25 protein-coding genes are annotated in these 25,349 nt (G+C 75.6%); 9 read left to right on the top strand and 16 right to left on the bottom strand.

Annotated elements, in window-relative coordinates; genetic code table 11:
- Positions 1-152 precede the first annotated feature (152 nt).
- The 3 genes from WDV85_RS04775 to WDV85_RS04765 form a co-directional block, all read right to left on the bottom strand.
- Positions 153-716 (bottom strand): GNAT family N-acetyltransferase, encoded by a 564-nt coding sequence (locus WDV85_RS04775; RefSeq protein ID WP_339569539.1) that lies wholly within the window; start codon positions 714-716, stop codon positions 153-155.
- A 48-nt stretch (positions 717-764) separates the two neighbouring features.
- Positions 765-1,793: a LacI family DNA-binding transcriptional regulator gene (locus WDV85_RS04770; RefSeq protein ID WP_339569538.1), complete on the bottom strand. Its 1,029-nt coding sequence runs from the start codon at positions 1,791-1,793 to the stop codon at positions 765-767.
- A gap of 101 nt (positions 1,794-1,894) precedes the next feature.
- The gene (locus WDV85_RS04765; RefSeq protein ID WP_339569537.1) at positions 1,895-2,926 is read right to left on the bottom strand and encodes a LacI family DNA-binding transcriptional regulator; all 1,032 of its coding nucleotides are present in this window, start codon (positions 2,924-2,926) and stop codon (positions 1,895-1,897) included.
- Positions 2,927-3,116: 190 nt separating this feature from the next.
- Here WDV85_RS04765 and WDV85_RS04760 point away from each other — a divergent pair, with 190 nt between their 5' ends.
- From WDV85_RS04760 to WDV85_RS04745, 4 genes are all read left to right on the top strand, one after another.
- Complete coding sequence (locus WDV85_RS04760; protein WP_339569536.1) at positions 3,117-4,385, top strand: sugar ABC transporter substrate-binding protein; 1,269 nt, start codon at positions 3,117-3,119, stop codon at positions 4,383-4,385.
- A 256-nt stretch (positions 4,386-4,641) separates the two neighbouring features.
- Entirely contained in the window at positions 4,642-5,406 is a 765-nt protein-coding gene (locus WDV85_RS04755; protein ID WP_339569535.1) for a carbohydrate ABC transporter permease, read from the top strand.
- Positions 5,403-6,218, top strand: coding sequence for a carbohydrate ABC transporter permease (locus tag WDV85_RS04750; protein WP_339569534.1), 816 nt, complete (start codon positions 5,403-5,405; stop codon positions 6,216-6,218). The genes WDV85_RS04755 and WDV85_RS04750 overlap by 4 nt, the downstream gene beginning before the upstream one ends.
- Positions 6,219-6,259: 41 nt before the next feature.
- On the top strand, positions 6,260-8,191 hold the full coding sequence (locus WDV85_RS04745) for a glycoside hydrolase family 127 protein (protein WP_445263205.1): 1,932 nt from the start codon (positions 6,260-6,262) through the stop codon (positions 8,189-8,191).
- A gap of 79 nt (positions 8,192-8,270) precedes the next feature.
- Here the strand turns inward: WDV85_RS04745 and WDV85_RS04740 are convergent, their stop codons facing one another.
- Entirely contained in the window at positions 8,271-9,248 is a 978-nt protein-coding gene (locus WDV85_RS04740; protein WP_339569532.1) for a helix-turn-helix domain-containing protein, read from the bottom strand.
- 189 nt (positions 9,249-9,437) lie between these two features.
- On the opposite strand from WDV85_RS04740, the gene WDV85_RS04735 reads away from it, so the two are divergent.
- Together WDV85_RS04735 and WDV85_RS04730 are read left to right on the top strand one after the other, a co-directional pair.
- Positions 9,438-9,854: a hypothetical protein gene (locus WDV85_RS04735; RefSeq protein WP_339569531.1), complete on the top strand. Its 417-nt coding sequence runs from the start codon at positions 9,438-9,440 to the stop codon at positions 9,852-9,854.
- Positions 9,851-10,108, top strand: a complete 258-nt coding sequence (locus WDV85_RS04730; protein ID WP_339569530.1) for a hypothetical protein — start codon at positions 9,851-9,853, stop codon at positions 10,106-10,108. The genes WDV85_RS04735 and WDV85_RS04730 overlap by 4 nt, the downstream gene beginning before the upstream one ends.
- Here WDV85_RS04730 and WDV85_RS04725 read toward each other — a convergent pair.
- From WDV85_RS04725 to WDV85_RS04715, 3 genes are all read right to left on the bottom strand, one after another.
- Complete coding sequence (locus WDV85_RS04725) at positions 10,057-10,692, bottom strand: hemerythrin domain-containing protein (RefSeq protein ID WP_339569529.1); 636 nt, start codon at positions 10,690-10,692, stop codon at positions 10,057-10,059. The two genes, WDV85_RS04730 and WDV85_RS04725, sit on opposite strands and share 52 nt — an antisense overlap.
- A gap of 41 nt (positions 10,693-10,733) precedes the next feature.
- Positions 10,734-11,831 (bottom strand): radical SAM protein, encoded by a 1,098-nt coding sequence (locus tag WDV85_RS04720; RefSeq protein WP_445263204.1) that lies wholly within the window; start codon positions 11,829-11,831, stop codon positions 10,734-10,736.
- 162 nt (positions 11,832-11,993) lie between these two features.
- A complete protein-coding gene (locus WDV85_RS04715) occupies positions 11,994-12,392 on the bottom strand; it encodes a VOC family protein (protein ID WP_339569527.1) in 399 nt (132 codons plus the stop codon).
- Between the two features lie 63 nt (positions 12,393-12,455).
- Between WDV85_RS04715 and WDV85_RS04710 the strand changes: the two genes are divergently transcribed.
- A complete protein-coding gene (locus WDV85_RS04710) occupies positions 12,456-12,944 on the top strand; it encodes a hypothetical protein (RefSeq protein WP_339569526.1) in 489 nt (162 codons plus the stop codon).
- 56 nt (positions 12,945-13,000) lie between these two features.
- Here WDV85_RS04710 and WDV85_RS04705 read toward each other — a convergent pair whose 3' ends face one another.
- A complete protein-coding gene (locus WDV85_RS04705) occupies positions 13,001-13,621 on the bottom strand; it encodes a LysE/ArgO family amino acid transporter (protein ID WP_298805778.1) in 621 nt (206 codons plus the stop codon).
- A gap of 73 nt (positions 13,622-13,694) precedes the next feature.
- Here WDV85_RS04705 and WDV85_RS04700 point away from each other — a divergent pair, with 73 nt between their 5' ends.
- Complete coding sequence (locus tag WDV85_RS04700; protein WP_339569525.1) at positions 13,695-14,609, top strand: LysR family transcriptional regulator ArgP; 915 nt, start codon at positions 13,695-13,697, stop codon at positions 14,607-14,609.
- A gap of 42 nt (positions 14,610-14,651) precedes the next feature.
- Here the strand turns inward: WDV85_RS04700 and WDV85_RS04695 are convergent, their stop codons facing one another.
- The 4 genes from WDV85_RS04695 to WDV85_RS04680 all read right to left on the bottom strand — a co-directional run bounded on the left by WDV85_RS04695 (position 14,652) and on the right by WDV85_RS04680 (position 16,767).
- The gene (locus tag WDV85_RS04695) at positions 14,652-15,011 is read right to left on the bottom strand and encodes a DUF4190 domain-containing protein (RefSeq protein ID WP_339569524.1); all 360 of its coding nucleotides are present in this window, start codon (positions 15,009-15,011) and stop codon (positions 14,652-14,654) included.
- Between the two features lie 144 nt (positions 15,012-15,155).
- Positions 15,156-15,731: a M23 family metallopeptidase gene (locus tag WDV85_RS04690; protein ID WP_339569523.1), complete on the bottom strand. Its 576-nt coding sequence runs from the start codon at positions 15,729-15,731 to the stop codon at positions 15,156-15,158.
- Positions 15,732-15,907: 176 nt separating this feature from the next.
- Positions 15,908-16,135, bottom strand: a complete 228-nt coding sequence (locus WDV85_RS04685; protein ID WP_339569522.1) for a hypothetical protein — start codon at positions 16,133-16,135, stop codon at positions 15,908-15,910.
- On the bottom strand, positions 16,099-16,767 hold the full coding sequence (locus tag WDV85_RS04680) for an SDR family NAD(P)-dependent oxidoreductase (RefSeq protein ID WP_339569521.1): 669 nt from the start codon (positions 16,765-16,767) through the stop codon (positions 16,099-16,101). The genes WDV85_RS04685 and WDV85_RS04680 overlap by 37 nt, the downstream gene beginning before the upstream one ends.
- A gap of 221 nt (positions 16,768-16,988) precedes the next feature.
- Here WDV85_RS04680 and WDV85_RS04675 point away from each other — a divergent pair, with 221 nt between their 5' ends.
- On the top strand, positions 16,989-19,718 hold the full coding sequence (locus WDV85_RS04675; RefSeq protein ID WP_339569520.1) for an endo-1,4-beta-xylanase: 2,730 nt from the start codon (positions 16,989-16,991) through the stop codon (positions 19,716-19,718).
- 96 nt (positions 19,719-19,814) lie between these two features.
- Here WDV85_RS04675 and WDV85_RS04670 read toward each other — a convergent pair whose 3' ends face one another.
- Genes WDV85_RS04670 through WDV85_RS04655 form a run of 4 tightly spaced genes read right to left on the bottom strand, consistent with a single transcriptional unit; the run spans position 19,815 to position 25,331 of the window.
- Positions 19,815-22,082 carry a beta-galactosidase gene (locus WDV85_RS04670; RefSeq protein ID WP_339569519.1) on the bottom strand — a complete coding sequence of 756 codons (2,268 nt, stop codon included), beginning with the start codon at positions 22,080-22,082 and terminating at the stop codon, positions 19,815-19,817.
- The gene (locus WDV85_RS04665) at positions 22,079-22,993 is read right to left on the bottom strand and encodes a carbohydrate ABC transporter permease (RefSeq protein ID WP_339569518.1); all 915 of its coding nucleotides are present in this window, start codon (positions 22,991-22,993) and stop codon (positions 22,079-22,081) included. Before WDV85_RS04665 ends, WDV85_RS04670 begins: the two co-directional genes overlap by 4 nt.
- Entirely contained in the window at positions 22,990-23,946 is a 957-nt protein-coding gene (locus tag WDV85_RS04660; RefSeq protein ID WP_339569517.1) for a carbohydrate ABC transporter permease, read from the bottom strand. The genes WDV85_RS04665 and WDV85_RS04660 overlap by 4 nt, the downstream gene beginning before the upstream one ends.
- On the bottom strand, positions 23,943-25,331 hold the full coding sequence (locus WDV85_RS04655) for an ABC transporter substrate-binding protein (RefSeq protein WP_339569516.1): 1,389 nt from the start codon (positions 25,329-25,331) through the stop codon (positions 23,943-23,945). Before WDV85_RS04655 ends, WDV85_RS04660 begins: the two co-directional genes overlap by 4 nt.
- Positions 25,332-25,349 lie beyond the last annotated feature (18 nt).

Here is a 25,349-nt window from a genome sequence, read left to right as displayed (position 1 = left end):
TCACCGCGGACGGGTCTCCTCGCCCGATCGGACCAGCGGGACCACCGGACCGGCCCCGCGGCGGAGGAGCCGTCCGGGTGGGCGCGCCCACGCCGACCCGGAGGTGCTGCCGCGCAGGCGGTCCGAGGAGGGCGGCGCCCGTGGCCCGCCCCTCAGCCGCTCCAGCGCTCGGCGGGGAGCCCGTACAGGGCCACGTCCTCGCGCCGCCCGCGCAGCGGCATCGCGGCCGGCAGCACGCCGTCGAGGCGCAGCCCGAGCCGCTCGGCGACGGCGCGGCTGCGCGCGTTGGCGACGACGCACCGCGCCTCCACGCGGCCGACGCCGCGGTCGCGCACGAGGTGGTCCAGGAGCGCCCGGCACGAGCGGGTCACGACGCCGTGCCCCTGCGCGTCGGCCGCCACCCAGTACCCGAGCTCGGCCGTCCCCGTCCACGTGTCGACCGACGCGCCGACGGCCCCGACGAGCCGGCCGCGCCAGCGCACGGCGGTGGGGACGGCGCGGCCCTCGAGCCACGCGGCGAGCTGGACGCGCGTGAAGGCGGTGAGGCCCTCGAGCGTCTGCTCGCCCTGCGCCCACGGCTCCCACGCGCGCAGGTGCTCGAGGTTCGCCCCGATCACCTCGGCCAGCGGCACCGCCGTCCACGCCTCCCGCAGGACGAGCTCGAGGTCGTCGTCAACGCGCAGGGCGAAGGCGGGGGCGGGTGCGCTGTCGGCCACGCGCGGCAGGCTAGGCGGGTCAGGTGGCGGGGCACCTCTCCCGCGGGCTCAGCCTCGGGGGCCGCTCGAGGCGCGGACCACCAGCCGGCACGGCAGCCGCTCGCGACCGCGGCGCACGTCCCCCGTCATCGCCGCCTGGAGCCGTTGTGCGGCCACCCGCCCCAGGTGCTGGAGCCGCATGTCCACCGTCGTCAGGGACGGGCGCGTTCCTGTGACGATCGGCTCCCAGTTGTCGAAGCCGACGACGGCGACGTCCTCCGGCACGCGACGGCCGGCCTCCCGCAGGACGTCGAGGACACCGCGCGCCACCTGGTCCGAGCCTGCGAAGACGGCGTCGAGCCGGGGCTCGGCGCGGAGCAGTGCGCGGGTGGCGTCGCGGCCCCACTCCTCCGACCAAGCGCCGAAGAGGGGGCCGCCCCCCGCCGGCGGCAGACCGGCCCGCTCGAGCGCCGCGAGGGCACCGGCCGCGCGGTCCTGCGCGGCGCCGTACGCGGGGTCGCCCGTGACGTGGCCGATCCGTCGGCGCCCCGACGACAGCAGGTGCTCGACGGCCATGGCCCCCGCCCCCTCGTCGTCGCTCACGAGGGAGAGGTCGGAGGGGTCGTCCGAGGGGGCGTAGGCGTACACCACAGGCACCGGGACCCGGCCGATCGACGGCCTCTCGTCCGGCCTGGCACCGACGACGATCAGCCCGTCGACCCGGCGCGACAGCAGGGCGGCCAAGTGGTGGCGCTCACGGATGGCGTCGCCGCGCGCGTCGCAGAGCAGCACCGCCACCCGGTCGGAGCCGAAGGCGTCCTCGGCCCCCATGAGCACCGGGATGGAGAAGCGGCCTTCGAGGTCCGAGGTGAGCAGGCCCACCGTGCCGGTCGGCTCGGGGGCGGGCACCGACGAGCCGGTCGGGAAGGACAGCCGGCGAGCGGCGGCGAGCACCCTCGCACGCGTGCCCGCGCCGACGTCCGGGCGTCCGTTGAGGGCCTTCGACGCCGTCGACGGCGAGACGCCCGCGAGGCGAGCGACGTCACCGAGCCTCGTCGGGCCCGCCGACGACGAGCCGGCGGGGGCCTCACGATCCACCGGGCGACGGTAGCCGCCCCCGGGGTCTCCGCCCGTGCGCCCCCGGCTCTCCCGGTCCGCCCTGCCGCGGCCCGCGGCCGCACGGCTCCGCAGGCGACGACCTACGCCGGCGGCCCCGTCGACCCGCGCACGACGACCCGGGGCTCGACGAGGAGCGTGCCGCGCGCGGGGCGGCCCGCCATGGCGTCCTCGAGCAGCTGCGCGGCGCGGCGCCCGATGCCCTCGAAGTCCATGTCGACGCTGGTGAGCTCCGGCCGGCTGCCCAGGACCATGGGGGCCCAGTCGTCGAAGCCCATGACGGCGACGTCCTCGGGGACGCGGACGCCCCCCTCGCGCAGGGCCTCCAGCGCGCCGCGGGCGATCTGGTCGCTGGCGCAGAGCACGGCGTCGACGTCCGGGTGCTGGTCGAGCACGGCGCGTGCGCCCGCGCGGCCCCACTCCTCCGTCCACGCCCCGTAGCGCACCGGCCCGAGGAGCTCGAGGCCCGCGTCAGCCAGCGCGTCACGCGCCCCGCGCGCCCGGTCGGTCGCCGCGAGGTAGTCCTGCACCCCCGAGACGTGCGCGACGCGTCGTCGACCCGAGGCCAGCAGGTGCGCCACGGCCAGCCGACCCGCCTGGACGTTGTCGGGGACGACCGCTGGGTCACCGGGGCGCTCCGACGGCGCGTAGGCGTAGACGACGGGGACAGGGACGTCCTCAGGCAGGGGCGGCCGCGGGTTCGTGGTCTTCCCGACGACGATCAGTCCGTCGACCCGACGGCTGAGGAGCGCCCGCAGGTGGTGGCGCTCGCGGATCGAGTCCTCCCGCGCGTCGCAGAGGAGCACCGACGTCTCGCCGACGCCGAAGGCGTCCTCCGCGCCCATGAGGATCGGCAGGCTGAAGCGCCCGTCGAGGTCGTGGGCGAGGAGGCCCACCGTGCCCGAGCGTCCGGCGTGCATGGCCCGCGCCAGGGCGTTGGGGGTGAAGCGCAGCTGCTCCGCCGCCTCGAGGACGCGCGACCGCGTCTGCGCACCCACCCGGTCACGGCCGTTCATCGCTTTCGACGCCGTGGCGGTCGAGACCCCGGCGAGGCGGGCGACGTCCTTGAGGGTGACAGACCTCGCACCGGTCGTCGGCCCGTCGTCCTCGGTCATCCCCGCGCCCCCCTCCCTGCCATGAGGCTGACCCGCATCACGACTCAGCATCGGACCCTACCCGGCGTTGACGGCGACGCAGACGTCTCCTACCGTCGGCTAATCGGTTTCGCAGCGTTTCGCTCGGACCGCCCGCCGGGCCGCATGGCGCCAGGCGGGAGCGACAGTCGACGACGACCGAGGAGCTCCCATGGGCACGACCACCAGAAGCCGCGCACGACTGGCCGCCGGGGCGGTGGCCACCTCCGCCGCGCTCGCGCTCTCCGCGTGCGGGGGCGGCGACGCAGGCACCGCCGAAAGCGGGGGCGAGGGCGACGGGGTCGTCACGGTCTGGCACTACTTCACGGTCGACGAGCAGGTCGCCGCGATGGACGCGATGGCCGAGCGCTTCGAGGCGGCCAACGACGGCGTCACGGTCGAGAACGTCTACGTCCCCTACGACCAGATGAACTCCAAGGTGATCTCCGCCGCGGGTGCCGGCGAGGGCCCGGACGTCGTCCTCTTCAACGGCGGCGAGGCGGCGGCCCTCGGCCTCGCCGGCGCCCTGGCGCCGCTCGACGAGCAGTGGGCCTCCTACGAGGACGCCGACCAGTTCCCCGACTCGGTGCTCCACGAGGTCGACGGCAGCCTCTACGCCGTCCAGGGGTACGTGAACCTCCTGGGACTCTGGTACAACGCGGACATCCTCGCCGAGATCGGCGTCGAGCCGCCGACGACCCCCGACGAGCTCGAGGCCGCCATGGCCGCCGCCGCGGAGGCCGGGTACCAAGGCATCACCGTCTCGGGCCTCCCCCAGTCCCAGGGCGAGTGGCAGGCCTACCCGTGGCTGACCGCCGAGGGCTTCGACTACGAGTCCCCCGACGCCGCGCCGCTCGAGGCGGCCCTCGCCCGCGCCCGCGGCTGGGTGGAGAACGGCTGGCTGTCGCAGCAGGCCACGACCTGGGACCAGACGGTGCCCTTCCAGGAGTTCACCGGCGGCGGGGTCGCCTTCGCCGAGAACGGCAACTGGCAGCTCGGGGCCGCGGCCGCGGACGCCGACTTCGAGTACGGCGTCGTGCCGATGCCCCTGGGCGACGGCGGCCAGGTCTACCTCGGTGGCGAGGGGCAGGCGATCGGCGCCAACAGCGACGACCCGGACCTCGCGTGGGAGTACCTCACCGGCACGTTCCTCGACCCCGAGGCGCAGGTGCAGCTGGCGCAGGACGTCGGCTACATCCCGGCCCGTGCCGACGCCGGCGAGGACGAGGCAGTCACGAGCGACGAGCTGCTCGCCCCCTTCGCGCAGTCCGTGGCCGAGCTCGGGGCGACCTACCCGGCGCCGTCGATCCCGCCGGAGGCCGTGGCCGACGTCCAGACGACCATGGGGCAGGCGTGGAGCGCCGCCCTCGGCGGCCAGCAGTCCCCCGCCGACGCCGCGCAGCAGGCGCTGTCCGCGATCGAGCCCGCCCTCGGCGGCTGAGGCCGGTGACGACCTCGTCCGCCCAGGCGCCCGTGGCCGCCCCCGGGCGGCCGCGGGGGGAGGGGTGGGTCCCAAAACAAAACACCCCCCACCCCACCCCCCCCATCCCCCGCCCCCCCCTCCCCCCCCCCCCCCCCCGGGCCGTCGCCCGCGCCGCCGCCAGCCCCGCCTGCTCTTCCTCGTCCCCGGCGCCCTCTTCCTGCTGCTCTTCAGCGTCTTCCCCCTCGTCCAGCTGGTCCGCCTGAGCGTCAGCGAGGTGCGGAGCAGCAACCTCAGCGGGGCGTGGGAGTTCGTGGGGCTCGACAACTTCGCGCAGACGCTGTCCTCGGGCGGCGAGCAGGCGCTGTGGCGGACGCTCGTGTTCGTGACCGTGGTGACGGTGCTCGGCATGGTCGGCGGGCTGACCGCCGCGATCGCCCTGCGCGGTGGTGGCCGCTGGGCCGCCGGGATCCTCGCCGTCATGGTCTTCGTCTGGGCGCTGCCGCCGGTCGTCAACGGCAGCGTCTGGAAGTTTCTGCTCAACGACGACGGCCTCGTCAACACGGTGCTCGCCGCCGTCGGCCTCGTGGACGGGCCGGTGCCGTTCCTCTACGACCAGTCGTGGGCGCTGATGTCGGTGGCCTTCGTCAACGCCTTCGCCGTCGTCCCCTTCAACGCGCTCGTCTACCGGGCCGCGCTGCTCGGGATCGAGATCGAGGTCTTCGAGGCCGCCGCCCTCGACGGGGCTTCGCGGTGGCAGGAGATCCGCCACATCATGCTGCCGGCCGTCCGCCCGACGACGCTCGTGCTGCTCGTGCTGACGATCGTCTACGGCTTCCGCAGCTTCGACTTCATCTACGTCATGACCTTCGGCGGCCCCGGCACGGCGACCAACACGCTGCCGTTCCTCGGCTACCTCCAGGCCTTCGCCCGCTACGACTTCGGGCTCGGCGCCGCGACGTCCGTGCTGACGGTCCTCGGGGTCCTGGTGCTCGCGGTGGTCTACGCCCGGAGCATCCGCCGAGAGGAGGCCGAGGGATGAGGACCCGCCCCGGGCCGGTCGTCACGGCCCTCAAGATCCTGCTGACGCTGCTGTACGGCGTCCCCCTGCTGTGGATCGTCCTGACGTCCTTCAAGCGGCCGTCCGACGTCTTCGGCGCCGACACGGCGTTCGTCTTCCGACCCGTGACGACGGCCTACGTCGAGGCCCTGGACGGGGCCCTGCTCGACGCGCTGCGCCAGTCCGTGCTCATCGCCGTCGGCACCACGGCGCTCGTGCTGGTCCTCGCCGTGCCGGCGGCCTACGGCCTGGCGCGGACCCGCGGGCCGCTGCCGAGCATCGGCCTCGGCCTGCTCATCGTCTTCCAGATGATGCCCCAGACGGCGCAGGTCATCCCCTTGTTCCAGGTCTTCGGCCAGTGGGGGCTGCTCGACTCGACGCTCGGCGTCGTCGTCGCGGACGCGGCGCTGCTGACGCCCTTCGCGACGCTGCTGCTGCGGCCCTTCTTCCGAGCCGTCCCGCACCAGCTCGAGGAGGCCGGCGCCATCGACGGGGCGTCGATGTGGCGGACCTTCTGGGCCATCGCCCTCCCCGTGGCCCGCAACGGGGTGGCCACCGTCGGCACGCTGATCTTCCTGCTCGCGTGGGGCGAGTTCCTCTACGCCGTGAACTTCTTCCTCTCCCCCGGCTCCTACCCGCTGAGCGCGCTGCTCGCCGCCCAGGTCTCGGCCTTCGGCATCGACTGGCCCGGGCTCATGGCGCTGGCCGTTCTGACGTCCCTCCCCATCCTCGCGGTCTTCGCCGCGACGTACCGGCTGCTGCGCGACGGGCTCACCGTCGGCGCGGTCAAGTGACCACCGGCGACGCCGGCCTCCCCGACACACCTGGAGCACCGATGACCGTGCAGGACACCCGGCCGACCGACCCCGGGAACGCGACCGCCCGGCGGGGCGCGTCTCCCGTCGCACCGTCCCGAGGACGGCTCTCCCCGCTCGGGCTCGGCGTCGTGGACCTGACGGGCGGTGGGCTCGGCGACCTCCAGGACCTCGGCAGCCGCGGAGTCCTCCAGCACTGCGCGGAGTGGCTCGAGCGCGCGGGCTGGGTCGGCAACTTCGACGCGGCCGCCGAGGGCCGCCTGCCCCAGGACCGCGCGGGCCGGGAGTTCAGCGACTCGGAGGTCTACAAGCTCCTCGAGGCGCTCGCCTGGGAGTCCGGGCGGACCGGCGACCCGGCCCTCGAGGATCAGATCGCGGCCCTCACGGCCCGGGTCGCCGCCGCCCAGGAGCCCGACGGGTACCTGAGCACCGCCTTCGGCCGCCCCGGCCAGCCGCCCCGGTGGAGCGCCCTGGACTGGGGCCACGAGCTCTACTGCGTCGGCCACCTCGTGCAGGCGGCCGTGGCGCGGCTGCGCACCGGGCACGACGACGAGCTGGTCGGCGTCGCCCGACGGGCGGCCGACCTGGTGTGCGACGTCTTCGGCGCCGACGGCGACGGCCGCGTGTGCGGCCACCCGGAGGTCGAGGTCGCCCTGGCCGAGCTGGGGCGGGCGACGGGCGACCGGCGCTACCTGGAGCAAGCACGGCGCTTCGTCGAGCGTCGCGGTCATGGCGTCCTCGGGGACGGCGTCTTCGGGCCCGAGTACTTCCAGGACGACCTGCCCGTCCGCGACGCGACGGTGCTGCGCGGCCACGCCGTCCGCGCGCTCTACCTTGCCGCCGGGGCCGTCGACGTCGCCGTGGAGGAGGGCGACGACGAGCTCCTCGGGGCGGTCCGCCGCCAGGCCCTCACGACCCTCGCCCGCCGCACGCACCTCACGGGCGGCATGGGGTCCCACCACGAGGGCGAGTCCTTCGGTCTCGACTTCGAGCTGCCGCCGGACCGGGCCTACGCCGAGACGTGCGCCGGTGTCGGCTCCGTCATGGTCAACCAGCGGCTCCTGCTGGCCACCGGAGACCCCGTGCACGCCGACGCCGTGGAGCGGGCCCTGCACAACGTCGTCGCCGGCTCCACCGGCGAGGACGGCCGCTCGTTCTACTACACCAACCCGCTGCAGGTGCGGGAGCCCGCCGAGGCGCCGCCGGCCGACCGCATGGTCCCCCGCGCCGCCTCCTCCCTGCGGGCCCCGTGGTTCGCCGTCTCCTGCTGCCCCTCGAACGTGGCGCGGACCCTCGCCTCGCTGGCGGCCCTCGTGGCGACGACGGACGACGACGGCGTGCAGCTGCACCAGTACGCCTCGTGCACCGTGCGCGCCCCGATGGCGGACGGCGACGTCGTCCTCGCGGTGACGACGGACTACCCAGCGGACGGCCGCGTGCGCGTCGAGGTGCTCGAGGCGCCGGGCGGCCCCTGGTCCCTGTCCCTGCGAGTCCCCTCCTGGGCCGACGGCGCCCGCCTGACCGCGGGCGGCGGCTCGCGCGAGGTGGGCCCCGGCACGGCCGTCGAGCGCCGCGACTTCGTCGCAGGTGACGTCGTCGAGCTCGACCTCCCCGTCCGGGCGCGCTGGACGCACCCGGACCCGCGCGTCGACGCGCTCCGGGGCCAGGTCGCGGTGGAGCGCGGGCCGGTCGTGTGGTGCCTCGAGTCCGTGGACCTCGGGGACGACGTGGGCCTCGCGGTCGTCGACGCCTCGCGGCCGCCGGTCGAGGAGGACGGGCGCGTGCTGGTCCCCGTCGCGGTCCGCCGGGTCGAGGACCGCTCCTGGGCCTACGGGGACGCGCCGGCGCCGCTGCCCGGGGACGAGGACCGCCGGCTCGTGCCGCTCGTGCCGTACAGCCGGCGCTCGAACCGGGGGCCGTCGACGCTGCGCGTCTGGTTGCCGACCTCCTGACACCGGGCCGGGGAGCGCGCGCCGGGAGCGGTCGGGCGAGGACGCGGGGGACGGCGTCGTCCGTGCACCGCCGCTCTCCTCAGGTCGCGACGAGGGCGGGCTCCCCGGTCCCGCGGAAGGTCCGCCGGTAGGCCTGCGGCGAGGTGCCGAGGCGCCGCGTGAAGTGCTGGCGCAGCGTCGTCGCCGCGCCGAAGCCGCACCTGCGGGCCACCTCCTCGACGGGGAGGTCGGTCGTCTCGAGGAGCTCCTGGGCGAGGGCGACCCGCTGCGCGAGGAGCCACGCGAGCGGCGTCGTCCCGGTGAGCACGCGGAAGTGGCGGGCGAAGCTGCGCGGGGACTGCAGCGCCCGGGCCGCCAGGCGCTCCACGGGCAGGGGCTCGTCGAGCCGCTCGGAGGCCCAGACGAGGACGTCGCGCAGGCGCTGGCCGTCGTCCGGCGGCAGCGCCGGGCCCTCGACGAACTGCGCCTGCCCGCCCTCGCGGTGGGGCGGCACCACGAGGCGGCGCGCCACCGCCGCCGCCACGGCGGCGCCGTGCTCGCGCCGCAGGAGGTGCACGCACGTGTCGATCCCGGCCGCCGAGCCGGCGCTGGAGAAGAGCGGGTCGTCGTCGACGTAGAGCACGTCGCTGTCGACCCGCACCGCCGGGTACCGGCGCGCGAGCTCGTCCGCGTAGCGCCAGTGCGTCGCGAGCACCCGCCCGTCGGCGACGCCGGACGCGGCGACGACGAAGGCCCCGGTGCACTGGCTCATGACGCGGGCGCCCCGGGCGACGGCGTCCCGCAGCACCTGCCCGTAGGCCTCCGGCGGGTCGACGTCGCCGTGCTCCCAGCCGAGCGCGATGACGAGGTCGGCGCGGGCGGCCCGCTCGAGGCCGTGCTCGACGTGCACGTCGAGCCCCGTGTCGGTGCGCACCCGCCCCGGCTGCTCGGTGACGACGGCGAAGTCGTACGTCGGCAGCCCCTCCGGCCCGCGGTCGAACCCGAAGACCTCCGACGCGATGCCGAGGCCGAAGGTGCCCACGCCGTCGTAGGCCAGGGCGACGACGTCCCTCAGCACGGCTGCGTCCCGCTCATGGTCCGAGGGTGCCACGGCCGTGGCAGGAAGTCGTCGGTCGACGTCGTTCCTGCCACTCGTCGCCCGACGCGGTGCCCGGGAGGCTCGTCGCACCAGCCAGCAGCCCCACCACCCAGCAGCCCCACCACCCAGCAGCCGGGCGCACGACGCGCCCCTCCCCCGGAGCCGGCCATGACGACGACCCCCTGCCCGACACGCCCCCTCGACCGCTCCGGCCCGCTCGCGGTCCGTCGCCCGTCCGGCCCCGGCCGCGGGGCCACGGGCGCGCCGCCCGCCGTCCTCCGCCGGCAGGACCTGGACGACCTCGCCGACGCCGCCGCCGGCGCGGAGGGCCACCTCGGCGCCGAGGTGCTCGCGGGCGCCGTCGCCCGCCTCGAGGCGCTCGCCGGGGCGCCGCTCGGCCCGGTCGCCGGCGAGCCGCTCGTCGTCCTCCAGCGGCGCGCCGGCCGGGCGCTGCGGCTGCTCGCCGCCCGCACGCCCGCCGTCGACGGCGGGAGGCTGGCGGGCCTGGCGACCGACCTGCGCGAGCCCGCCGCCGCCCTGCTGCGCGCGTCGGCCGCCCCCGACTCGGCGGGGGGCAAGCGGTGAGCGCCCTGGCCGCCGTCCTCGTCGCGGCGGGCGTCCTCGCCTGGGCCGTCGCGCTCGGGCGGCAGGCCCTGCCGCGCCGGCTGCGCTCGCCCCTGTGGCGGGGCACGGCGCGCGAGCTCGGCCGCGACGCGGCCCGCGGCGGGCGCGAGCTCGTGCGGCTGCACCCGGGCCGCTGGCCCGGTCGGTGGCCCGGTCCGGCGGGTCAGGCGAAGCCGAGGCGCGCGAGCGGCTCGACGAGCTCGCGCTCCTCGTAGGCCAGGTGGCTGAGGAGCACGTCGGAGAGCAGGTCGACGGCGGCGCGCACCTCGGCGACGCCGGCGGGGCCGGGCGCCGCGACCGACGCGACGAGCGCCCGGTCCACCCGCTCGAGCACGTCGTGGATGGCGTGGTGCTCCTCCTCGAGCCGGTCCACGACCGGCCCGAGCCGCGGGTCCTGCGCGCGCAGGCGCGGGAACATCGACTGGTCCTCGATGGTGTGGTGCGTCGTCACCACGCGGCAGTAGCTCTGGCAGTACGTGCCGAGCGTCCAGGCGTTCTGGCGCAGCGTCATGGTGGCGATGTGGCTGCGCGCGACGCCGGGCGGCACGGAGCCGGCCGCCACCTGGTCGACGAGGTCGTGGAGCTCGGCGACCTCCGAGCGCAGGTGGTCGTGGACGTCGACGAGGTGGCGCCCCTGCGTCGCCTCGTCCTCGGTGTAGGTGCGCCCGGCCTCCGGCTCGGGGCCGCGCGGGCGGGCCGCCTCGTCCCACACCCGCTCGGCGCTGCGGCGGACGCCGTCGTCCGGGGTCGGGATCACGGGCAGCCCGGGCGCCGCGGTGGCGGGTGTCCGCTCGGGCACGGGTCCTCCTGGTCCTGCCGTCCCCGGGCCGGAGGCGGCGCTCAGGTCCAGTACAGCAGCCGGGCGGCGGGCAGCCGCTCGGCCAGCGCGGACTCGAACCACGTCCGCAGCTCGGCCATCACCGGCGCCGGGTAGACGTGCTTGACCGCCCCGTACTTGCCGCGCTTCTGCCGCCGGGCGTCCTCGTCCATCTCCAGGGCGGTGCGCGGGTACCAGCCCTGCAGCACCTCCTTGCTGCGCGGGGTGAAGCGGTGGGTGATGAGCTCGGTGGTGAGGTCGAGGCCGGGGACGTCGGCGGTCGCCGCGGCGACGGCGTCGAGGAGGGCGCCGTACTGCTCGCGCCACCCCTCGACCGGCATGATCGGCGCGACCGTGAGGCCGACGGGGTACCCGGCGATCGCCAGTCGGCGCAGCGAGCCCACCCGCTCGGGCATCCGCGCCGTCCCGCCCTCGAAGCGCTGCACGTCGAGGGCGTTGACGGACAGCCGCACCCGCGTCCGGCCGCCGTGCGGGAGGTCGAGGAGCGGCTCGACGTCGTCGAACTTCGTCGTGAACCGCATCTGCACCGGGCCGCCGAAGTCGGCCGTCCCGACGTGCGTGATCGCCTGCGACAGCGAGCCGGTCACGTGCTCGAGCGCGAGCGGGTCGGTGTAGCAGGAGGTCTCGAACGTCGTGCCCTCGGCGCGGCGGTCCTCGCTCGCGCTCGTCACGGCGCCGCTGCCGACGAGCGGGGCCACGCCGTCGAGCACCTCCTCGAGGTTGGCGTAGACGCGGGTGATCGGCGGCCCGCCGAGCGAGCCGGCGAGGTAGCAGTACTGGCAGTGGGCCGGGCAGCCCTCGGCGAGGTCGACGCGCCAGTCGGCGCTCGGCGGGATCGGCTGCGGGCGCCGCTTGCTCGGCGGGGCCACGACGACGGCCAGCGTCTGCTTGGCGAGCGCGTACGTGGAGCGCTCGTCCTCGCCGCGCAGCGGCGGCAGCCGGTCGCCCCTCAGCAGCTCGACGTCCTGGACGCCGGCCGCCTCGACGCGCCGCAGTATCCGCTGCCCGTGCGGCAGCTCCGCCGCCGAGCGCGTGACGAGGACGCGCCTCGGCACCCAGCGCCGCGGCGCGGCGGCAGCCTGGGGAGCGGTCACGGTCATACCGGGCCCAACACCCGGGACCCCGGCGACCATCCGACCAGGGGCGCCTCGCTGCCGCCGCCAGGGAGGACGAAGGCGGCCTCCGCGGAGCCTCCGCGCCTGTGACCTGGGACGACGCGCGGGCGCGAGACCTTCGTCCTCCTCGGCGGCGGACGGGCGGGCTCAGCCGGCGGCCTCCTCGCGCTCGACGTCCTGCACCGTGCGCTGCAGCAGGCACAGCTCGTTGCCCTCGGGGTCGGCGAGCACGACCCACGTGACGTCGTCGCCCTGCCCGACGTCGACGCGACGGGCCCCGAGCGCCTCGAGCCGGGCGAGCTCCTCGGCCGTGGTCGAGCCGTCGGCCCGCAGGTCGAGGTGGAGCCGGTTCTTCACCGTCTTGCCCTCGGGGACCCGCAGGACGTCGATCGTCGGCCCGGCGGCGGCGGCCCCGCCCGGCGGGCCGATGCTGATGCCGTCGTCGTCCTCGTCCACCTGCTGCCAGCCGAGGACGGCGCACCAGAAGTCGGCGACGGGCCGCGGGTCCACGGCGTCGAGGGCGATGGCGGCGATGCGGCTCGTCATGTCCGGCAGCATGGCCCCGCGGGCGCCGCCGCGGCGCCGTGCGTGACGACGGAGGTGCCCGGGATGGCCGAGGACACGACGGCCGAGGGGCCCGCGACGGCGCAGGCGCCGGAGGACCCCCTGCTCAGCGCTCCCCCGACCCCCGCCCCGCTCGTGGGCACGTGGGAGGCGTCGGGCGAGGTGCTCGGCGAGGACGGCGCCACGGTCGTCGGCGCCGTCACCGGGACCGCCGTCTACCGGTGGCTGGGGCCGACCGTCGTCCACGAGGTCGACGTCGAGGTCGCCGGGAGGCGCACCCGGGTGCTCGAGGTCCTCGAGCCCTTCGACCCCGCGCTCGGCGCCTTCCCGACGCGGGCCTACGACGACGCGGGCGGCGTCGCGTCGTCGACGGCGTCCGTCGACGCCAGCGGCACGTGGACCGTCCGGGCGCCGGGGTCGCGCGCCACCCTGCGCCTCGCCGACGACGGCACTGCCATGAGCGCCGAGTGGTCCCGTGAGACGCCGGGCGGCGACGTCCCCTGGATGCGGCTGGCCTGGCGCCGCACCTCCTGAGATCCCCCTCGCACGCGCCGGGCACGTCGGCCCCGGCACCGTCGGAGCTCGGGCCGTCAGCCCCCGAGCCCGGCGAGCAGCGAGAGCGCCAGCGCGGTCATGACGACGGCGATGAGCGCGTCGAGCACCCGCCAGGCCCCGGGCCGCGCGAAGAGCGGCCGCAGGAGGCGGGCCCCGAAGCCCAGGGCGAGGAACCAGGCGGCGCTCGCCGCGACCGCCCCGACGGCGAAGGACCACCGGTCGTCGCCGTGGGTGCCGGCGATGGAGCCGAGGAGCACGACCGTGTCGAGGTAGACGTGCGGGTTGAGCCACGTCAGCGCGAGCGCGGTGGTGAGCGCCCCGGCGAGGGTCCCGCGCTCGGGGGCGGTGCGGGCGTCGAGCGCCGCGTCCGCCAGGCGCACGGCCCGCCGCAGCGCGTGGGCGGCGTAGCCGAGGAGGAAGGCCGCGCCGCCGACGCGCACGACGACGAGCGCCCACTCCGCCTGCTGCACGAGCGCGCCGACGCCCGCGACGCCCGCCGTGATGAGGACGACGTCCGAGGCGGCGCAGACCGCGACGACGGCGCCGACGTGCTCCCCGCGCAGCCCCTGGCGCAGCACGAAGGCGTTCTGCGCGCCGATGGCGACGATGAGCGAGAGGCCGAGCCCGAGGCCGGCGAGCAGGGCGTGCGCGTCCACGGGCGGGACGCTAGGGGTCCGGCGCTGACGAAGACCAGATCAGGTCGCTGCGGGATCCGTAGCATCTCTCAGCATGCGCGACGACAGCCCGCGGCGGCTGCGATGGGACGTCGGCCAGCTCGAGGCCCTGTCCGCCGTCGCGGCGACGGGCTCCTTCGAGGCGGCGGCGGAGCGCCTGCACGTGACGCCCTCGGGGGTGAGCCAGCGGCTGCGCGCCCTCGAGGCCGCCACCGGGCGCGTGCTGCTCGTGCGCTCGCGCCCCGCGCGCCCGACGCCGTCCGGTGAGGCCGTGCTGCGCCTGGCCCGCCAGGTGGAGGCCGCCGCCGCGCAGACGGCGGCCGAGCTCGGCGCGGGCGACGGGGGGCTCCCCGAGGTCGCGGTGGCCGTGGGCGCCGACGCCCTCACCACCTGGGTGCTGCCGGCGCTGGCGCCGCTGGCCGCGGAGGTCCGCCTGGACCTGCGCCGCGAGGACGAGTCGCGCACCACGGCGCTCCTGCGCTCCGGCGAGGTGATGGCCGCCGTCACGAGCGACACCGCCCGGGTGCCCGGCTGCTCGACGACCCGCCTGGGCCGGATGCGCTACCGCCCCGTGGCCTCGCCCGCGGTGGCGCGGCGCTGGTTCCCCGACGGGCTGTCGCCGGCGGCGCTCTCGGCGGCGCCCGTCGTCGTCTACGACCGCGGCGACCGGCTCCAGCACGACTTCGCCGCCCGGCGCGCGCGCCGACCCGTCGACCCCCCGTCGCACCACGTGCCCGGGTCGACGGCCTTCCTCGCGGCCGTGCGCGCGGGGATGGGGTGGGGCATGCTCCCCGACCTGCAGAGCGCGCCCGGGCTCGCCGACGGCTCGCTCGTCGCGCTCGCACCCGGTGACGCGCCGCGCGACCGCAGCGACGTCGTCCTCCACTGGCAGCAGTGGTCCCTGCGGTCGCCCGCCCTCGACGCGGTCGCCGACGCCGTCCGGGGCGCCGCCCGCACCGTCCTGCGCTGAGGGCGGACGGCGCACCGGCACGGCGCCGCGTCGTCGGGCTCGTCAGGGGGCGAAGAGCTCGCCGGACATCTGCCCGCCGCTGCCGGCCAGGTTGACCAGGACGGTGACGATGAGCCCGACGTAGGCGAGGACGACGAGCAGCAGGAGCGCCCCGAGGACGACGCCGGTGATCGCGAAGCCCTTGCCGCCCTCGCCGGTCCGCTTGATCTCCCGCAGCGCGAGGATCCCGAAGACGAGGCCGACGAGGGGCGCGGCGAAGCCGAGGCAGAGGGCGACGATCGCCTTGCTGTTCGTCGCCGCGGTCGACGTCGGCGACGGACGGCCGCCGTAGGGCTCGGCCTGGCCGTACGGCGCGGGCTGCCCGTAGGGGGCCGGCTGCTGGCGGTACGGGTCGTCGCTCACGGGCTGCTCCTGCGTCGGTCGGTGGGACCGCAGCCTGCCGCGCGAGCGGGTCCGGCGCCCGCGGCGCGCCCGGACGGGGCGCACGACCGCCCGTCCGGGTGCGAGCCGAGGGCGATCCGGCGCGGCACCCGACGACGGGCCCGCTCAGCGGGCGAGGGAGGGGAAGCTCCACGCGATCGGCGTCCCGGCGGTGACGGTCCGGCCGCAGGGGAAGCTGGCGTTGATGCCGGACTGGCGCACGTTGTCGAGGCGCACCTCGAAGTGGAGGTGGCTGCCGTAGCTGTTGCCGGTGTTGCCGACGTAGCCGATGACCTGCCCCTCGGCGACCGTCTGCCCGGGCACGACGGCCAGCTTGCTGAGGTGCGCGTAGATGGTGCGGTAGCGCGTGCCGTGGTGGAGGCGGACGAAGATCCCGTAGCTGGCGGAGTCGGCGCGCGTCCCGGCGATGCTCACGACGCCGCTGTCGGCGGCCCGCACGGGCGTGCCCGTGGCCGCCGCGATGTCGACCCCGCCGTGCGCGGCGCCCGAGGAGCAGTACTTCCCGACGATCCCCGTGACCCGGCCGGTCGTCGGGACGGACATGGCGCCGGTCTCGGCGTGCGCGGGGACGAGCGACGCCGTCGTGGCGACGACGAGGGCCGCGGCCACGGCGGCGAGGCGGCCGAGCCCGCGCCGGAGGCCGCGCGCGGTGGTGGGGCGGGTGCGGGTGGTCGTCGTCATCGGAAGGTCCCCCAGGTGGCTGGTGCGCCGGCGCCGCCGGGGCTCCGGACGGCGCGCTCTCCCCCGGGGCATCGGCGCGCACGCCGCCGTCCTTGACGCCCAGGTCTCGACCCGGTCACGTCCCGGTCTCGTCCGGGTCACGCGCCCGGGGGTGGGCGACGACGCGGCCCGGGGCGTCAGCGGCCGCGCAGCAGGCGTCGGCCCGGGCCGGTGGACCGGGCGAGCAGGCCCAGCACCCGGGTCGAGGCCCCCGGCACCAGGCGTTCCAGCAGCGCGGGCAGCCTCGCCGACCAGCCGACGAGCAGCCGCGGGCGCCGCCGCTCGACGGCGCGCAGGACCTGCTCGGCGACGTCGACCGGGTCCATCGTCAGCAGGCGCTGGAAGGACGCGCGCCCCGCCGCCACGTCCTCGGCGGACAGGCTCGCGGCGCCGCGGGCGTCCTGCGCGATGCGGGTGCGCACGCCCCCCCCGGCATGACGCACGTGACGCCCACCCCGTCCTGGCGCAGCTCGTCGCGGAGCGCCTCCGTGAAGCCGCGGACGGCGAACTTGCTCGTGGCGTAGGCGCTCTGGCCGGGCGGCGCGACGACGCCGAAGATGCTCGCCACCGTGACGACGTGCGAGCCCGGCTGCTCCCGCAGGGCCGGGAGGAGCGCGGAGACCACCTGGACCGTGGCCCGGAGGTTCACCTCGACGACCCACCAGAACTCCTCGAGGGTGAGGTGGCGGAAGAGGCCGCCGAGGGCCACCCCGGCGTTGCTGACGACGAGGGTCACGCGCGGGTGGTCGGCGCGGACGGCGTCGAGCGCGCGCGCCGTCGCGTCGCGGTCGGCGAGGTCGACGACGTAGGTCCGCACCGCGAGGCGGGGGTGCGCCGCCCGCAGGGCCGAGGCCACGCCCACGAGCCGCTCGGCGTCCCGGTCGAGCAGCGCGAGGTGGCTGCCGCGCGCGGCCAGCGCCCGGGCGAGCGCCTCGCCGATGCCGCCGGCGGCGCCGGTGACGACGGCCGTACCGCCCTCGAAGACGTACGGGTGCACGGAGCCCACCTCCCTGGGAGCGACGCCGCACCGGCCGGGCGGCGACCTCGCATCCTGCCCGGCGCGTCACGCCCCCGCGCTCCGGCGGTGGCCGCGGACGAGCCGGACCCTTCGGGACGAGACGGGTCTTGACCACGCCCGGCGACCGTGGTCCCCTTCCGGGGCACGGTGTGGAAATCGTTTTAGTCGCAGCGACGGCGCTGCGCACGAGGAGGAGCTCCATGGGACGACGACGTCTGGGAGCCGGGGCCCTGGCCCTCGGCGTGCTGGCACCGCTCGGCGTGGTGCTGGCACCGACCGCCGGCGCGGAGCCGGCGACCGTCTACGAGACGGGCTTCGAGGACGGCCTGTCGGGATGGTTCGGCCGCGGCACCGCCGAGGTCGAGGTCAGCACCGCGCAGGCGCGGACCGGCGAGGCCAGCCTGCTCACCACCGGCCGGACCCAGGCCTGGAACGGCCCGGCGCTCGACGCGCTGGGCCTCATGCCCGCCGGCACGTACGAGGTGGAGGCGTGGGTGCGCCTCGTCGACGGCAGCGGCGAGGACGCGGTGACGATGAGCGTCGCGCGCACGCCGCAGGGCGGCGACGCGGCGTTCGACTCGGTGGCCTACCAGGTGCCGGTGACCGACAGCGGCTGGACGCGGGTCGGCGGCACCTACGAGCACGGCACGCGGAACAGCCAGCTCGAGCTCTACCTGGAGAGCCCCGACGCCACGCAGGCGTACTACGTCGACGACGTGAGCATCGTCGGCGAGGCCGCGCCGCCGCCGGGCGAGAGCACGCGCAGCGACCTGCGCACCGACTTCGAGGACGGCCTGCAGGGCTGGGGCCCCCGCGGCGACGCCCAGGTCGCCCTCTCGACCGACGACGCCCACGGCGGCAGCGCGAGCCTGCTCACGACGAACCGCCTGCAGAGCTGGCAGGGCCCGGCGCTCGACGTCACGAGCGCCCTGGCGATCGGCCAGCGGGTGCAGGTCTCGATGTGGGTGCGCCTCGCCCCGGGGCAGGAGCCGACGGGGCTGAACGCGACCGTCCAGCGCGACCGCGGCACCGCCACGAGCTACGACGGCGTCGCCGGGGCCAGCGGCCAGGTCACGGCGGACGCCTGGACCGAGCTGCGGGGCACCTACACCCTCGGCGCGCCGGTCGACACGGCGACCCTCTACGTCGAGGGGACCGCCGGCGTCGACTTCTACCTCGACGACGTCGCGGTGGTCGGCGTCGAGGAGACGCCCATCCAGGACGTGCCGGCCCTCCAGGACGTCCTGGCGGCGGACAACATCGAGCACACCGGGGTCGCGATCGACCCGCGCGAGACGGTCGGCCGTCCCTCGGAGCTCCTGCAGAAGCACTACAGCGCCTTCACGCCGGAGAACGACGGCAAGCCCGCCGAGATCCAGCCCGTCGAGGGGCAGTTCACCTTCGGCGACCTCGACGCCCTGCTGGACTACGCCGACGCGACCGGCACCGACGTCTACTACCACGTGCTCGTCTGGCACTCCCAGACGCCGGACTGGTTCTTCCTCGACGGCGACCGGCCCCTCACGAGCAGCCCCGAGGACCAGGCGCTGCTGCGCTCGCGCATGGAGGCGCACATCCGGGCGATCTCCGAGCACGTCGCGGAGCGCTACCCCGACGGCGACAGCCCGATCTGGGCGATGGACGTCGTGAACGAGGTGATCAACGACGGGCCGAACGGCAACCCGCACGACATGCGCGACAGCCGCTGGTTCAAGGTGCTCGGCGAGGGCTTCGTCGACGAGGCCTTCCGCCTGGCCGACCAGTACTTCCCCGGGGTCGAGCTCTTCATCAACGACTACAACACCGAGATCCCGTCCAAGCGCGAGGACTACCTCTCGCTCGTCGCCGCGCTGCAGGAGCGGGGCGTGCCGGTCGACGGCGTCGGGCACCAGGCGCACGTCGACTTCGCCCGGCCCGTGGAGTGGCTCGACGACACCATGGACGCCGTCACCGCGCTCGACCCGTCGCTGCTGCAGGCGATCACCGAGCTCGACGTCAACTCCTCCACGGAGAACCGCGGGGCCGACGTCGGCAGCGGCGGCACGTACGTGCCCGTCACCGAGGACCGGGAGAAGGCGGCGGCCGAGCTCGGGTACTACTACCGCGACCTCTTCGCCATGCTCCGCACGCACAGCGACTCCCTGGCGTCGGTGACCTTCTGGGGCATCAGCAACGCGCGCAGCTGGCTGCGCACGTGGCCCGGCCCCCGCCCGTGGGAGCAGCCGCTGCCCTTCGACGACGACCTGCAGGTGCTCCCGGCCTACTGGGGCGTCGTCGACCCGTCGCAGCTGCCGCCGCGGCCCGAGGACTTCCTCCCGCCGCGCTTCGAGGGCCCGCAGACCGTCGAGGTCGTGGCCACCGACCCGGACGGCACGCCGGTGGACTACGCGCTGCCCGCCGCCCGCGACACCCGCGACGGCGTCGTCACGCCGACGTGCGCCCCCGCGCCGGGCTCGGTCTTCGCCCTCGGCACGACCGAGGTCACGTGCACGGCGAGCGACAGCGCGGGCAACACCACCCCGGCGACGACCTTCGACGTCGTCGTCACCGCCCCGCCGACCCAGGCGGAGCTGGGGATGGAGCTGCGGCGCGACGAGGTCCGGGCGAAGGTCGGGCAGAGGCTCACGGTGCCCGCGCAGGTGGAGAACACCGGCGCCGGGACGCTCGTGGGCGCCTCTCTCGCGACGACCTGCGTGCAGACGAACGCCGGTGAGGCCGGGGCCGGGGCGGCCTCGCTCGCGCCGGTCGACGGCACCGCGGACCGCGTCGGGCGCCGCGACTACGGCGCCGGCCAGGGCACGGCGCTCGTCCTGCGGGGCACCGCGACGGCGCCCGGCGTCGTCGAGATGACCTGCACGACCACGATGGCCGACGACTGGGGCACCGACCTCGAGGCCTCGGCCGACCTCGTGGTGGAGGTCCGGCGCTGACGAGGGAGCGCTGACGCACGACGACGGGGCCCGTCCCCTCCCGGGAGGAGGGGGCGGGCCCCGTCGTCCGTGCTGGTGCCGTGGCGCGGGGCGGCCTCAGCCGGTGACGAGCACCCGCACGTCCCACGGGCCGAGCTCGAGCGCGGCGTCCTCGGCGAGCGCCTGGCCGCCGAGCACGTCGGTCGCGGCCGCGGGCAGATGCGCGCGCGCCGGGTCCCAGGACCAGTTGTGAACCACGTGCACCCGCCGCCCGTCGGCGGCGGTGGCGCTCATGACCGTCACCGACGGCCCGCCGCCCCAGCGCCGGTCCTCCCGCGGCGCGGCGCCGTCGAGGCCGGCGCACCAGTCGAGCAGCGCCGCGCCGGTGGCGGCGTCGGGCACGGTGCCGACCGTCGTCACCCGCCCGGCGCCGTGCCGGTGGGTCACCACCGCGGGCCACCGGCCGAGCTGCGGGTGCTCGTAGCGCGCGAGCACCTCAGCGCCCTCGACCACGAGCGCGTCGGCCCACGTCGTCGCCGCCGCGTCGGCGGGCCACAGCGCGGGCGGCTCACCGTCCGCCCAGCGCACGGGGACGGGCTCCCCGAGGTTGCTGAACTCCTGGTACGAGGTGCCCGCCGCGCCGACGAGGCGGCTGGGCTTGACCTCGCGGCGCGCCCGCGCCAGCGGGTCGGCGTACCCCGTGCGCGGGCCCAGCACGAGGTGGCCGCCCGCCGCGGCGTAGGCCGCGAGCCAGTCCAGCAGCGCGTCCTCGGCCACGTAGAGCCCCGCGACGACGAGCACCGGCAGCTCGGCGACGACGTCCGCCGGCTCCCGCACCACGGCGCCCGCCTCCACGAGCTGCCGGTCGTGGACGACGCGCACGCCGAGGCCGGCGTCGAACGCCGCCCGGGCCCACGGCCCGGTGAGCCGCTCGTAGGCGGTCTCGTCGGGCGGCGAGTGCCCCGCGCCGCGCGGGCCGTCGTAGGGCTGGAAGGCCAGGCCCCACTTCGACGGCACGGAGAAGAGGAGGCCGACCTGCGCGTCGGGCCGGAGCCCCGCCACGAGGGAGCCCGCCGTCCCCAGCTCGGCGCCGAGCTGCGCGAGCTGCTCGTAGACCCGCCCCGGCTGCTGGTCGTGGGGCAGCACGCCGCCCCAGTACGTCTCGGTGCCGGCGTGCAGCGTGTGCCAGTGCCAGTACTCGACCATCCGCGCGCCGCGGGCGACCATCGCCCACGCCACCTGGCGCCACTGCCCGTCCCACGCCGGGAAGTTCGTCGACGACCCGCCGATGGGCCCGGCGTTGGTCTCCGTGACGAGGAAGGGCGCCTGCTTGGAGGCCCACATCCGGTCGGCGCTGTGCACCACCGACCACGTGCCCGCCGTCGCCCAGCCCTGCGGCACCGGCGCGGCCGGCGCCGGGACGGCGAGCGCGTCCTGCATCGCGTAGTAGGGGTTGCCGGCGGCGACGTCGAGGGCGCGGTCGACCTCGTACTCGTCGACGGCGGGTCGCGTGTACGACACGCACGTCGTCACCCACTGGTCGGGCCGGGCGATCTCGCGCACGAGCCCCGCCTGCCACGCGATGAAGTCCGTGGTGAGGCGGGCCTGGTGCGCGCGCCACGCCTGGTCGTACTGCGGCTGCGCGTTGCCGCGCGGCTCCCACAGGTCCGCCCACGTCGAGAGCCGGTGCGACCAGTACGTGAGGCCCCACGCGTCGTTGAGCGCCTCGACGCTCCCGTAGGTGCGGCGCAGCTCGTCGACGAAGCCCTGCACCACCGAGCGGTTGGAGAACAGGTGCAGCCCCGGCTCGTTGTCGACCTGGAAGCCGACGACGGCCGGGTGCGCCGCGTACCGCCCGACCACCGCGCGGATGACCCGCTCGGCGTGGAAGAGGAAGGCCGGGTGCGTGTAGTCGACCTCCTGGCGCGCGCCCCACGCCCGCGGGTGGCCCGTCTCGTCGACTGCCGCGACCTCGGGGTGCTTGCGCACCAGCCACATCGGCACGGCGTACGTCGGCGTGCCGAGGACGACGGAGATGCCGCGCTCGTGGGCGCCGTCGAGGGCCTCCTCGAGCCAGTCGAGGTCGAAGACGCCGTCCTCGGGCTCCCACGTCGACCACACCGACTCCCCCACCCGCACCACGGTGAAGCCCGCCTCGACCATGAGGTCGAGGTCGGTCTTCACCCGCGGCTCGGGCGTGTACTCCGGGTAGTAGGCGGCGCCGAAGAGGACGCGGTCGGGCAGGGGCAGCGCCCCGGCTGGCCGCTCCGGCGGCGCGGGCGGCGCACCGGGCGGGCGCGTCAGCGGGGCGTCGCCCCAGCTGCGCCCGACGTCGTCGGGCGGCGCGCTCCCCTCTCCTCGACCTTCTGCTGCAGCGGGACTCATCCCTTGACACCTCCGGTGGCGAGCCCCGCCTGCCAGTACTTCTGGAGGTAGAGGAACGCGATGACGAGCGGCACGATCGAGACGAGCGAGCCGGTGATGACGCTCGAGAACAGGGCCTGCGCCCCCGAGCCGCCCGCAGCCGTCGACTGCCACTGGGCGAGGCCGACGGTGAGCGGGAACTTGCTGGGCGTGCTCAGCATGATCAGCGGCAGGAAGTAGTTGTTCCACGTCGCGACGAGCTGGAAGAGCAGCACGGTGATGAAGCCCGGGGCGAGCAGCCGCAGCGCCACGGTGAAGAAGATGCGCATCTCCCCCGCGCCGTCGACGCGCGCCGCCTCCATGAGCTCGGTCGGCACGGCGTCCGCCGCGTAGACCCGCATGAGGTAGACGCCGAAGGGGCTGACGAGGCTGGGGAGGATGACTGCCCACCGCGTGTTCGTGAGGTCGACCTCGGCGAACAGCAGGTACGTGGGGATGGCCAGCGCCGTCGTCGGCACCATGATCGCGCCGAGCACGATCGAGAAGAGCAGGGTGCCCGCGGGGAAGGAGTACTTGGCGAAGGCGTACCCCGCGGCCGTCGCGAGGAAGGCCGCGCCGACGCCGGCCACGCCGGCGTACAGCGCCGTGTTGCCGATCCACGACCAGAACACCCCGCCCTGCGCGGTGAAGACGTCGCGGAGGTTGTCCACGAGGTTGAAGTCCGCGAACCACAGCCCGAAGGAGGAGAAGAGGTCCGCGTTGTCCTTCGTCGACGCGACCACCAGCCAGTACAGCGGCAGGAGGAAGTACGGCAGCGTCAGCAGGACGAGCACGGTGAGCAGCGGGCTCTTGCGCCCGGTCGAGCCCTTGGGCCGCGGCCGCGGCTGCGGCTCGACCTCCTCGACGGTGGGCGCCGGCGTCGTCGCGGTCATGAGCGGGCCCTCCGCTGGCTCGTGAGCTGGACGACGTAGGAGACGACCGCGATGCCCGCCGCGAGGAGGAAGGCGACGGCCGCCGCGTAGTTGAGGTCCTGGCTCGTGAAGGCGAGGTTGTAGGCGTAGAGGTTCGGCGTGTAGGCGCTGTCGATGACGTTGGGCGCCAGTGTCTGGAGGAGGTTCGGCTCGTTGAACAGCTGGTAGGAGCCGATGACCGAGAAGATGACGGTGAGCAGGATCGCCGAGCGGATGGCGGGGATCTTGATCGACCAGGCGATGCGGAGCTCGCCGGCGCCGTCCATGCGCGCCGCCTCGTACAGGTCGGCCGGCACCGCGCGCAGCGCGGCGAACATGATGATCATGTTGTAGCCGATGAACTCCCACGTGAGGATGTTCATCAGCGAGCCGAGCATCCAGCTCGACGACAGGAACGGCGGGGCGGGCAGCTGCAGCCCTTCCGCGACCTGCGTGAACGGGCCGAAGTCGGGGCCGTAGAGGTAGCCCCACATGAGCGTCGCGACGACGCTGGGGACGGCGTACGGCAGGAAGATCGACAGCCGCACGAACCGCTGCGCGTAGAGCCGCCCCGAGTCGAGCGCCAGGGCGAAGAGCAGGGCGAGGCCCAGCATGATCGGCACCTGGATGACGAGGAAAAGGCTCACCCGGAGCACGCCCTCGCCGAAGGCGGAGTCGCCGAGCGCGCGGGCGTAGTTGGCCAGGCCGACGAAGCTGCGGCCGCCGACGAGCTGCTCGCGGAAGAGCGAGAGGTAGGCCGCGTAGACGAGCGGCACGACGAGCATCGCCGCGAAGACGACCATGAACGGCGCGACGAGCAGGTACGCCGCGCGGTGCTGGCGGCGGACGGCGGGGCTGTGCCCGCGACGGCGGGGGCCGGCCCGGCCGGGGGCGGTGGTGCCCCCGGCCGAGCCGGTCGTGGTGGGGGCCGTCACTGGACCGTGAAGCCCTGCTGCTCGGCGTAGGAGGTGATGTCGTCCTCCCACGCGGCGAGGCCCGCCTCCAGGTCGCCGCCCTCGTCGATCGCCGTGCCGAGGGTGTCGTTGAAGGAGTTGTAGACGTAGTCCATGAACGGCAGCCAGCCGAAGTCGGTGTCGACCTCGGTGGTCAGCTCGCTGTAGAGCTTGTTGACCTGCTGGCCGCCGAAGAACTCCGGCGCCGCGTCGAGGAACTCCTGGTCCTCCAGCACGACGTCGTGCGGCACGAAGAGGAACTGGTCGAGCGCCAGCGTCAGCGCGGGCTCGGGGTCGGTGTTGATCCACTTCGCCAGCTGGGCGGCGGCGATGGGGTTCTCCGTGGAGGACAGGACGGCGTCGGTCGAGCCGCCCCAGTTGCCCGTGGCGGTGTCGCCCTCCTCCCAGGCGGGCAGCGGCGCCGCGCGCCACAGGCCCGAGGTGTTCCCGGCCGTGCCCTGGAGGAAGACCGGGCCCCAGGCCGCCGTCTGCCACGAGGCGTACTTGCCGTTGGCGAGACCCTGGTACCACTGGTCGTTGAAGTCCGCGTCCGTCGAGACGAGGTCCTCGTCGATGAGGCCCTGCCAGTAGTCGACGACCTCGGTGACCTCGGGGGTGTCGAGGTCGATGGTGACCGTCTGGTCGCCGTCGAAGCCGAAGGGCTTGGCGCCGTTCTGCCAGAGCAGCCCGACGAACTGGCCCGGGTCGTTGCCCGGCATGTTCGTCAGGTAGGTGCCGGGGACGGCCTCCTTCATCGTCCGCGCCGCCTCCTCGAACTCCGCCCACGTGGTGGGGGCCTCGATGCCGGCCTGGTCGAGGAGGTCCTGGCGGTAGAGCGAGCCCATGGGGCCGATGTCCTGCGGGATGCCGTAGACGGCGTCGCCCTCGGTGATCTGCTCCCACACCCACTCGGGGTAGGAGTCCTGCAGCTCGCTCGCGCCGTAGGGGCCGAGGTCGAGCAGGTCCCCGCCGAGGGTGAAGGACGGCAGGTACTGGTACTCGATCTGGACGACGTCGGGGGCGCCCTCGCCGGCCCGGATCGCCGTGCGGAGCTTCGTGTACTGGTCGAGGCCCTGGCCGGCGTTGACGAGGTTCACCGAGATCTCGGGGAAGGCCGCCTCGAACTGGTCGACCTCCTTCTGCGCGTCGGGCAGCCAGGTCCAGAACGTCAGCTCGGTCGGCGTCGACATCGCCTCGTCGATCTGCTCCTGGGTCACGGGCTCGACGTCCGAGCCGGCGTCGCCGCCACCGCCGCCGCCGTCGCCCCCACCGCCGCAGGCGGACAGGACGAGGGCGGTCCCGGCGAGCGCCGCGGCGAGCGCGCGGCCGCGGGAGCGGGAGCGGAGGGGGGTGCGGGGTGCGGTCATGGTCGGGCGACTCCTTCG

It is taken from the genome of Pseudokineococcus sp. 5B2Z-1 (genome assembly GCF_037482305.1).
In the GTDB taxonomy this organism is placed as follows: domain Bacteria; phylum Actinomycetota; class Actinomycetes; order Actinomycetales; family Quadrisphaeraceae; genus Pseudokineococcus.
The sequence above is the reverse complement of the archived record's forward strand: the minus strand, read 5'-3'. Positions and strand labels throughout refer to the sequence as shown.

What these genes read in the sequence shown, in the direction of transcription:
- WDV85_RS04765 (WP_339569537.1), bottom strand. Translation starts at nt 2,926, where the DNA reads ATGACCGAGGACGACGGGCCGACGACCGGTGCGAGGTCTGTCACCCTC.
- WDV85_RS04760 (WP_339569536.1), top strand. Translation starts at nt 3,117, where the DNA reads ATGGGCACGACCACCAGAAGCCGCGCACGACTGGCCGCCGGGGCGGTG.
- WDV85_RS04750 (WP_339569534.1), top strand. Translation starts at nt 5,403, where the DNA reads ATGAGGACCCGCCCCGGGCCGGTCGTCACGGCCCTCAAGATCCTGCTG.
- WDV85_RS04745 (WP_445263205.1), top strand. Translation starts at nt 6,260, where the DNA reads ATGACCGTGCAGGACACCCGGCCGACCGACCCCGGGAACGCGACCGCC.
- WDV85_RS04735 (WP_339569531.1), top strand. Translation starts at nt 9,438, where the DNA reads ATGACGACGACCCCCTGCCCGACACGCCCCCTCGACCGCTCCGGCCCG.
- WDV85_RS04720 (WP_445263204.1), bottom strand. Translation starts at nt 11,831, where the DNA reads ATGACCGTGACCGCTCCCCAGGCTGCCGCCGCGCCGCGGCGCTGGGTG.
- WDV85_RS04715 (WP_339569527.1), bottom strand. Translation starts at nt 12,392, where the DNA reads ATGACGAGCCGCATCGCCGCCATCGCCCTCGACGCCGTGGACCCGCGG.
- WDV85_RS04710 (WP_339569526.1), top strand. Translation starts at nt 12,456, where the DNA reads ATGGCCGAGGACACGACGGCCGAGGGGCCCGCGACGGCGCAGGCGCCG.
- WDV85_RS04700 (WP_339569525.1), top strand. Translation starts at nt 13,695, where the DNA reads ATGCGCGACGACAGCCCGCGGCGGCTGCGATGGGACGTCGGCCAGCTC.
- WDV85_RS04690 (WP_339569523.1), bottom strand. Translation starts at nt 15,731, where the DNA reads ATGACGACGACCACCCGCACCCGCCCCACCACCGCGCGCGGCCTCCGG.
- WDV85_RS04675 (WP_339569520.1), top strand. Translation starts at nt 16,989, where the DNA reads ATGGGACGACGACGTCTGGGAGCCGGGGCCCTGGCCCTCGGCGTGCTG.
- WDV85_RS04670 (WP_339569519.1), bottom strand. Translation starts at nt 22,082, where the DNA reads ATGAGTCCCGCTGCAGCAGAAGGTCGAGGAGAGGGGAGCGCGCCGCCC.
- WDV85_RS04665 (WP_339569518.1), bottom strand. Translation starts at nt 22,993, where the DNA reads ATGACCGCGACGACGCCGGCGCCCACCGTCGAGGAGGTCGAGCCGCAG.
- WDV85_RS04655 (WP_339569516.1), bottom strand. Translation starts at nt 25,331, where the DNA reads ATGACCGCACCCCGCACCCCCCTCCGCTCCCGCTCCCGCGGCCGCGCG.